Genomic DNA, 8,212 nt, shown 5'->3' with positions numbered 1-8,212 from the left:
GTCCCGCCGCCCGGCCCCGAGGGCGCCACCGCCGGACCGGACGCCGCCGCGTGGACGATGCTGGGCCCGCTCGTCCGCGGTACGGAGGTGGAGATCCGATGACCAGCCGCCGCGGTCTCGGACCCGCACTGCAACTCTTCGCCTACTGTCTGGTCGGGGTGCTGTGCACCGTCCTGGTGGTCAACACGCTCCGGGTGCCGATCGGCTGGGGAGCGCGCGTCTACGCCGCGGAGTTCACCGACGTCGGCGGACTGGGGCCCGGGTCCGAGGTGACCGTCGCGGGCGTCCGGGTGGGCAGGGTCCTGGGGGTCCAGCGGGAGGTCGCCCCGGGTGGGGACGTCATCGCCGTGGTCGACTTCGAGGTCGCCGAGCGCAGCCCCGTCACCCTCGGCGCGCGTGCGTCCGTCCGCTACGGGGACATGCTCGGGATCCGGTATCTCTCGCTCGACCCGACGGAGGACGGCCGGCCGTCGGTCGGTGGCCCCACCTCGCTTCCCGAGGGGTCCCGGATCCCGTTGTCGGACACCACCGCGCCGGTCGACCTCACCGCCCTGGTCAACGGTTTCAAGCCGTTGTTCGAGGCCGTCCGACCCGACGAGGTCAACTCGCTGTCCCGCACCGTCGTCGCGGCGTTCCAGGGGGAGCCCGGATCGATGGATGTCCTGCTCGCGCGGCTGGCGCTGCTCAGCCGGGACATCCTCGACAGGGACGAGGTGTACACGAGGCTGGCGGACAACGTGATCGCCCTGAACGAGACCCTCACCGACCGGGGCGAGGACCTGCAACGGCTCGTCCGCGGCCTGGACATGGTCTCCGGCGCCCTGGCGGACGGGGACGGCGGAGACCTGGCACTGCTGATCGAGCGTGGCGACCGCTCGACCGCCACGCTCACCGCGATGCTCCGCGAGACGGAACCGGATCTGCGCTCGAGCATCGACGCGGCCCGGCTCACCACGGACGGGTGGATCCCCCACACGCCGGCCTTCGACGAGGCCCTGGCCGCGGCGCCGGTCTTCGCCCGGGAGGTCAACGCCACCGGACAGAAGGGCGGGTTCCTCGCCTTGTACATGTGCAACTTCACCGTGAAGTGGGACGACTGGGAGACCAGCCTGTTCGGATACCGGAACTCGTGGTCGTGCCGATGAACAGCAGCCGACACGACGCCCCGCCGGGCCGCACCACTCCGAGGGTGGCGAGCGTCCTGTGGGAGAGCGTCCGCGATCTCGCCAGGGACCCCCGGCACGGACGCCGCGGCAACACGGTCCTGGTGGGCGCCGTCTCGATCCTCCTCGTGCTGGCGGTGTTCGCGGCCAGCGTCGCGCTCCCGCGCCTGTGGTACGTGCTCCGGACCGAGCACTACACGGCCGAGTTCGACAACGCCGGGGGTCTGCGGGCGGGAGACGCCGTGCTCGTGGCCGGGGTCCCCAGTGGGCGCGTCGACTTCCTCACCCTGGAGGGGCCCCACGCGGTCGTGGGTTTCCGGCTCGACCGCGGTCAATCCCTCGGGGAGGCGAGTACGGCGACCGTCGGACTCAGGTCGATCCTGGGCAACCGGTTCCTCGCCGTCGACCCCCTCGGGGCCGGCGACCTCGGGCCGGAGCGGCGCATCGGCATCGAGCGGACCACGTCTCCCTACATGATCGACGACGTCGGCGGTGCGATCTCCGATCTCGCCGACGGACTCGACACCGACGCGGTGAGCACGATGATCGCCGGTCTCGACCGGGTGCTGCCTCAGGACGCCGAGGGCACCGGTCGCGCGGTCGACGACGTGTCGGCCGCCCTGGGCGTTCTCGCCCGGGAGGACGAACGGATGTCCCGGCTCGTCGTCACCACCCGTGACGTCACCGGGGTCCTGGTCTCCCAGGAGGCGAGCATCCGCGCACTCACCTCGCAGTCCCTGGTGCTGGTGACCGTCCTCACCCAGCGCCGGGAGGCGCTCAGCGCGTTGGTGACCTCGCTGGAGGAGCTCTCGGCGCGGGTGCGGGTGCTTCTCGAGGAGGAAGGTGACGACGTGGACCGGCTCCTGGCCAACATGCGGTCGATCTCCCAGACCTACGAACGGAACATCGAGGTGATGGACGAGGTGCTGACCCGCATGCCGGCGGGGCTGCGCTCGGTCACCGATGCCACGGGCAACGGCCCGTGGACGGACGTCGCGACGCCCACCGGGCCGATCCCGGACTCGGCCCTGTGCGCACTGGGGGTGATCGACGGATGCAACTGACTCGGATGAGGGTGGCCGTGATCCTCGCGCTGGTGCTGGTGGCCGTGCTGACTCTCGCCTACCTGTTGTCGGGGGCGCGAGGGGGTCACGACCGCGTGAGGATCGTCGCGGAATTCAGTTCCGCCGACGGCGTCTACGCCGGATCGCACGTGCGGGTCTCCGGGGTGGAGGTCGGCCTCGTGGAGAAGGTCGACCCCGCCGGTGCGGTGGCCCGGGTCCATCTGTCCCTGGACCCTGGGACGCTCCTGCCCGCGGACGTGGGCGCGGTGGTGATGAACCCGGCGGTGATCGCCGATCGCTTCGTCGAGCTCACCCCCGCCTACGACGGGGGGCCGACGTTCCCCGAGGGCGGGGTCATCGGGGTCGACCGCACCCGGGCCCCACTGGACTTCGACGAGTTCGTCTCGAGCCTGGACACGTTGAGCTCCGCGTTCGCCCCCGGGGCCGGAGAGGTCGCCGGCGCGCTCGACCGCGGTGCACAGGCGCTGGACGGTCGCGGGGAGACGCTCAGCCGCGCGATCCGTGACCTGTCGACCGTCTCGGCGGTGGGGGGAGACCGCGCGGAGGATCTCGACGCGATCGTGTCCGACCTCGCCGTGTTGATGGACGCCGCCGGGGGCAGGGACCAGACCATGCGCGAGCTCGTCCTGGGGCTCGACAGTCTCGGGCGTCAACTCCGGGAGGACGACATCGACGTGGCGGCGCCCGCCGAAGACCTGCGGACGATCCTCGACGAGGTGGACCGGATCGTGGCGGAACGGGGCGGGGACATCACCGAGACCACCGCGTCCACCCGTGAGGTCACCGCCCTGTTCGCGCGACATCGCTCCGACTTCGCCGAGTTCCTCGATCTGTACCCGCTGATGATGGAGAACCTGGGGGACTCGATCGGTCCCGACGGGCGTGCCCGGATCAGGCTGAACATCTCCTCGAACATCTCGCACTTCGCCCGCGGGCGTGAGCTGTGCGCCGAGCACCCCCTCCCGCTGTGCACGGGCGCCGGGCTGACCAATCCGCTGATGTTCCCCGTGGAGCAGGGCGACCCCCTGGGCATCGCGGGCGCCCTCGAGCGGATCACGGGGGGTGGCTGAGCGATGAGGTTCACCCGTACCGCCGCGACCCTCCTCGGAGTGGTCGTGCTGGGGTTGGCCGGCCTGGTGGCGTTGAACACCCCGCAGTTGGCGCTCCAGGCAGTGCCCCTCGGGATGTCCGCCGGGGAGGGATCGACGAACGTCGAGATGCGGTTCGAACGCGCCGACCGAGTGGCCCCCGGTGCCGAGGTCCGCTACGGCGAACGCCTCGTGGGGCGCGTCCGGGTCGTGGAGACCGACGGAAGGGACGCCGTGGTGGGGGTGCGACTCGAGGGCGACTCCTCCGTCCCCGCCGACGTGTTCGCCGAGATCCGGCTGCCGACGGCGCTCGGGAGCCCGTTCATCGCCCTCACCCCGCCCCGCGGGGAGGCGACCGGGGCGCTGCTCGAGGACACCCGGCTGGTACCGCGGGAGCGCACGGCGGTCGGTCCCGACCTCGAGTCCAGCCTCGCCGCACTGGGACTCCTCCTCAACGGCAGTGGGATCGATCAGCTCGGATCGGTGATGAGGGAGTTGACGGTGGCCCTGGACGGTCGGGGCGAGCAGATCAACCGCATCCGCGACCGTGGCGACCGCGCGCTCGCGCTGTACGAGGCCCATCGGGACGACATCGATCGCACCGTCGTCGCCCTGGACCGCGTCAACCAGTCGCTGGCCGAGCGACGGGACCTCATCGACCGGGGGTTGGAGGTCTCCGCAGAGCTCGTGTCCGAGGCCGCACGCAGCCGCGAGACGATCACCGAACTGGTGGACACCGCCGCCGCGCTCACGGTCCTGGTCGAGCAGTTCACCACCGGCACCGAGGGGCGACTGGCCCCCTCCCTGCGCACCCTGACGGTCCTCCTGCAGGACATGCAGGGCTTCGGCGACGAGGTGGCCCCCACCCTGGAGGCCCTCCAGTTGTTCGTCGAACGATTCGACACCGCGATCCGTGGTGATCACCTGATGTTCGACGGAGCGCTGGACCTGCCCGGTTCCCTCGATCATCTGGGCACCGGCGGGGAGGTGCGCGCCGGCCGGCCCCTGCCCCCGGGCGCATCCGGACCGCCCGACGCGCAACCGCCCGTGGGAGGCACGCCGTGAACCGTCTCGTCGTGATCCAGGCGTTGATCTTCGCCCTCGTCTCCGTGGTGGCGATCGGCTACGGCATCAGGTACGTCCGCGAGGACGCCGACGTGGCCAGCGGCTACGTGGTGGTGGCGAACACGGAGGACGCGCGGGGACTCGGTCCGGGCGTCCGGGTGACCTACCGCGGTGTGGACGTGGGTGAGGTCCAGAAGGCCGTGCTCGACGGTGACGGCCGGGGGGTCCAGCTGCGACTGCGGATCATCGAGGGCGTGCGCATCCCTGTCGCCGCGCACGCCCGGGTGGTGACCAGCACGGCGTTGGGTGACAACCGACTCGACGTGCGCCCTGACTCCGATTCCGGCCCCTACCTCGCCGACGGGGATGAGCTCTCGGTCCCCGAGAACGAGCAACCCCCGGCGTTGGAGGACCTCATCGCCGACATCGAGGTGTCGCTGCGCGCCATCGATCCCGCGTCGCTGGAGTCCTTCGGCGACAGCATGGCCACCGCACTGGAGGGGAACGGACCGCGACTGGGCGCGATGCTCGAGGACACGGCGCGGCTCACCGCAGTGCTCGCGGCGCGGGCGCCCACACTCCGCGGGATGGTCGACGACGGACTGCTCACCGTGCGGGCGCTCGCCGCCCGGGACGCCCCCATCTCGGGGTCGGTCGCGGTGGCCCGAGATGTCACCGGACAACTGGCCCGGCAGGAGGACACCCTCGTCTACCTGCTCGACCGCTCCCCGGATGCCATGCTGCGGGCGCAGCGTCTCCTCGACACCAACCGCGAGTCCGCGGCCGGGCTCCTCGCCAACTCCCTCGTCGTCACCCCGGTCTTCCGGGATCGCGGGCCCGCGTGGGAGGCGGGTCTGACGCAGGGTGAACGCGGACTGCGGGGGCTGGCGGGCACCGTCCGCGACGGGCGCGCCGACTTCCAGCTCGTCGCCACGCAGGGGCCGGTGTGCGTCTACCCGTACGAGGCGCGGGACGTGGCCGACGAATCGCCTCCCACTCCGAACCTCCGGTTGTACTGCCCGCCGGGGGAGAACCTCGAGCAGCGGGGATCGCGCGCGGCGCCGCGGCCTGACGCCGAGGGACTGGCCACCGCGACGGAACCCGGCACGGTGATCGGACCGGCCGTTGCCGGGGACCCGCTGCTGATACCCACCGGCAGAGAGATCGCCGGGCACTGGCTCGCGATGATGGAAGGACTGCGCGATGGCGGCTGAGAACCCGAACGACGGCACCCCCGACGTGGACAGCACGAACGGCGGCAGCACCCTCCCCGAGGAGAGCAGACGGCCGGGTCGATCCCGGCGCGCCGCTGTGGCCGGAATCGTGGTCGTACTCCTGGTGGCCTGCTCGGTCCTGGGCTACCTGGTGTGGCAGGACCATCGCGAGGACGAGTTGCGCCGCAGCGCGGCCGAGGACGCGTCGCGGCTGGTGGTCCAGTTGGCCTCCTACGACCACACCGACGTGGACGCCAACCTGGACGCGGTCACGGCCGAGGCCACCTCCGACTTCGCCGAACGGTACCGCGAGGTGTCGGAGGGGTTGCGCGAACTGCTCAGCAGCGGAGAGGGGACCTCGGTCGGTTCCGTCCCGCACGCGGCCGTGGAGTCCATCGACACCGGCAGCGCCGTGGTGCTGCTCTTCCTGGACCAGGAGATCACCAACGTCACCGTCCCCGAGGGGCGGGTCGACACCAGCCGGATGGTCGTGACCCTGGTCCGCGACGGGAACCGCTGGCTGCTCGACTCCGCCGAACTCGCCTGATCCGTTTCCACAGACCGAACGCCTGACACCCCGACAGCCCGAACAGCACCGACTCCCTGAGGAGAACGATCCCGTGATCACGGAACTTCACCGCAATCCCGCCCCCGCGACCCGGCGCCGCACGCCTCCCGCTCTCCCCGACGCGCTCGACTCGATCGGTGCCGCCGGAGGGGTCGCGAACGTCATCATGCAACTGTCGTGGCCCGAGGTGGGCTGGGGCGTCCGCGAGAGCCGCGTGGACACCGGGAACGTCTACAAGCGGCCGCTCAAACGGGCCAGGACGACCTTCCAGTACCTCGCGGTGGCCACCCTGGGGAGCGACGACGACAAGCGCGTCTACCGCGAGGAGGTCACCCGTATCCACCGAAGGGTGCACTCGACGCCCGACAGTCCGGTCAAGTACAGCGCGATCGACCCCAAGCTGCAGATGTGGGTGGCCGCCTGTCTCTACGTGGGATTCGAGGACGCCTTCGAGTGGCTGCACGGCGCCCTGACCGATGCCGACCGCGAGGCCTTCTACCGTTCGGCGCCGTCGCTGGGAACGACTCTCCAGGTGCGGGCGGAGCAGTGGCCGGCCACCCGCGCGGAGTTCGACGACTACTGGCGTGAGGGCAAGTCCCGCATCCGCTTCGACGAGTCGGTGCGCGAGCACCTGGTGGGTCTGACGGAACTCCGGATGCTCCCGCAGCCGACCACCGCCCTGTTCGGTCGACTCAACAAATGGGTGACCACCGGCTTCCTGCACCGTGAGTTCCGCGACGCCCTGGGGCTGCCGTGGGATCCGCGCGACCAGCGCCGGTTCGAGCAGTTCCTGACGGTGACCGCCGCGGTGAACCGACTGCTGCCGCATGCGGTCCGAACACTCACCTACCGGGTTCTCCTGCTGGATCTGAAGTGGCGTCTGCGGACCGGTCGCCCGTTGATGTGACGCGGCTGGTGTCGCACACCGCAGGCCGGGGCGGCATCGCCCCGGCCTGCGGTGTCTCGAGAACGCGTCGCGAGAATGGTCCGCGCCAGTGGTGTCGTCAGGTCACGCCTGCGTGACCAGCGTCGCGCCCCGGTCCTCGTCGCGCTCCTCGTCCCACACGCCGGCGCGCTGGAGATGCCCGACGAGCAGTTCGGCGCCGTTGGTGAACTCCCTGTCGACCACGGCATGGGCCGTCTCCACGTCGCCGGTGCGCAGCGCCTCGAGCATCCGCCTGTTGTCCTCGAGCGCGGTGGACCGCCAGTCCGGATCCTCGGCGTAGAGCCGGTAGGGCATGTAGCGGGCCGCGTTGTTGAGGAAGCGGGACAGCTTGTCCGACCGGGACGCCCGGTTGATCGAGCGGTGGATGGCGTACTGCGCGCTCACCACACGGTCCGGATCGCCCATCATGGCCGCCGCCTCGAAGTCCTCCACCAGGCGGGCGTGGTGGTCGACGGCCGCCTCGTCGAACCGGGTGATGGCACGGTCGACGATCCGCTTGGACAGCTGGGCCTGCAGCCAGAAGATGTCCTCGACATCCTGCCTGCTCATCGGCGAGACCAGGTAGCCGCGTCGCGGGACCAGATCGACCAGCCCCTCCCCCCGTAGGGTCAGCAGGGCCTCGCGCACCGGGGTCACGCTCACCCCGAGAGCAGCTGCGGTCTCGTCCAGCCGGATGAAGTCCCCGGGGCGTACCTCGCCGCTCATGATCCGGGTCCGGACGTGGTCCGCGACCTCCTCGGAGAGTTGCGGACGCTGCGCGAGTCGTGTTGCGGCCATATCCGCCACCTCATCTCCGGGGATCACGAACGACCGAGGGACCTCGGCCGAGAATCGAAATCAAATATATCCGAGGAGGGCGAGATTGCCCAGCAGGGGTGAGCGCGTCTCCCCCGCTGCCGGATCCCGGTGGTCGCCCACCCCCTCCCGCGCGGGCCCGAGGGAGGTGGGCGTTTCGGCCGCGTGGGTCGGCGGGCCGCGCGAGACTGAGGGCATGACCACACCCGAGACCCGACCAGCCGTCCGCACCGAGCGCCGCGACCACGTCCTGCTCGTCACCCTCGACCGCCCCGGTGCCCGCAACGC

8 protein-coding genes are annotated in these 8,212 nt (G+C 71.1%); 7 read left to right on the top strand and 1 reads right to left on the bottom strand.

What is annotated here, in order from left to right; genetic code table 11:
• Window positions 1-98: 98 nt before the first annotated feature.
• The 7 genes from G6027_RS14815 (at window position 99) to G6027_RS14785 (ending at window position 7,090) form a co-directional block, all read left to right on the top strand.
• Window positions 99-1,145 (top strand): MCE family protein, encoded by a 1,047-nt coding sequence (locus G6027_RS14815; RefSeq protein WP_182637839.1) that lies wholly within the window; start codon window positions 99-101, stop codon window positions 1,143-1,145.
• Complete coding sequence (locus tag G6027_RS14810) at window positions 1,142-2,227, top strand: MlaD family protein (RefSeq protein ID WP_182637838.1); 1,086 nt, start codon at window positions 1,142-1,144, stop codon at window positions 2,225-2,227. The genes G6027_RS14815 and G6027_RS14810 overlap by 4 nt, the downstream gene beginning before the upstream one ends.
• Entirely contained in the window at window positions 2,218-3,318 is a 1,101-nt protein-coding gene (locus G6027_RS14805; protein WP_182637837.1) for an MCE family protein, read from the top strand. Before G6027_RS14810 ends, G6027_RS14805 begins: the two co-directional genes overlap by 10 nt.
• 3 nt (window positions 3,319-3,321) lie before the next feature.
• Window positions 3,322-4,401, top strand: coding sequence for an MlaD family protein (locus G6027_RS14800; RefSeq protein ID WP_182637836.1), 1,080 nt, complete (start codon window positions 3,322-3,324; stop codon window positions 4,399-4,401).
• On the top strand, window positions 4,398-5,615 hold the full coding sequence (locus G6027_RS14795; RefSeq protein WP_182637835.1) for an MlaD family protein: 1,218 nt from the start codon (window positions 4,398-4,400) through the stop codon (window positions 5,613-5,615). Before G6027_RS14800 ends, G6027_RS14795 begins: the two co-directional genes overlap by 4 nt.
• Entirely contained in the window at window positions 5,605-6,162 is a 558-nt protein-coding gene (locus G6027_RS14790) for a hypothetical protein (RefSeq protein WP_182637834.1), read from the top strand. The genes G6027_RS14795 and G6027_RS14790 overlap by 11 nt, the downstream gene beginning before the upstream one ends.
• Window positions 6,163-6,235: 73 nt before the next feature.
• Window positions 6,236-7,090 (top strand): oxygenase MpaB family protein, encoded by an 855-nt coding sequence (locus G6027_RS14785; protein ID WP_346995756.1) that lies wholly within the window; start codon window positions 6,236-6,238, stop codon window positions 7,088-7,090.
• Between the two features lie 102 nt (window positions 7,091-7,192).
• Here the strand turns inward: G6027_RS14785 and G6027_RS14780 are convergent, their stop codons facing one another.
• Window positions 7,193-7,906: a GntR family transcriptional regulator gene (locus tag G6027_RS14780; protein WP_187702931.1), complete on the bottom strand. Its 714-nt coding sequence runs from the start codon at window positions 7,904-7,906 to the stop codon at window positions 7,193-7,195.
• Between the last annotated feature and the right edge of the window lie 306 nt (window positions 7,907-8,212).

This window comes from Dietzia sp. SLG310A2-38A2, assembly GCF_014145095.1.
Taxonomy (GTDB): domain Bacteria; phylum Actinomycetota; class Actinomycetes; order Mycobacteriales; family Mycobacteriaceae; genus Dietzia.
Note: the sequence above shows the minus strand (reverse complement) of the source record. Positions and strands in the feature narration are given on the sequence as shown.

What these genes read in the sequence shown, in the direction of transcription:
- G6027_RS14780 (WP_187702931.1), bottom strand. Translation starts at nt 7,906, where the DNA reads ATGGCCGCAACACGACTCGCGCAGCGTCCGCAACTCTCCGAGGAGGTC.
- G6027_RS14790 (WP_182637834.1), top strand. Translation starts at nt 5,605, where the DNA reads ATGGCGGCTGAGAACCCGAACGACGGCACCCCCGACGTGGACAGCACG.
- G6027_RS14800 (WP_182637836.1), top strand. Translation starts at nt 3,322, where the DNA reads ATGAGGTTCACCCGTACCGCCGCGACCCTCCTCGGAGTGGTCGTGCTG.
- G6027_RS14815 (WP_182637839.1), top strand. Translation starts at nt 99, where the DNA reads ATGACCAGCCGCCGCGGTCTCGGACCCGCACTGCAACTCTTCGCCTAC.
- G6027_RS14805 (WP_182637837.1), top strand. Translation starts at nt 2,218, where the DNA reads ATGCAACTGACTCGGATGAGGGTGGCCGTGATCCTCGCGCTGGTGCTG.
- G6027_RS14810 (WP_182637838.1), top strand. Translation starts at nt 1,142, where the DNA reads ATGAACAGCAGCCGACACGACGCCCCGCCGGGCCGCACCACTCCGAGG.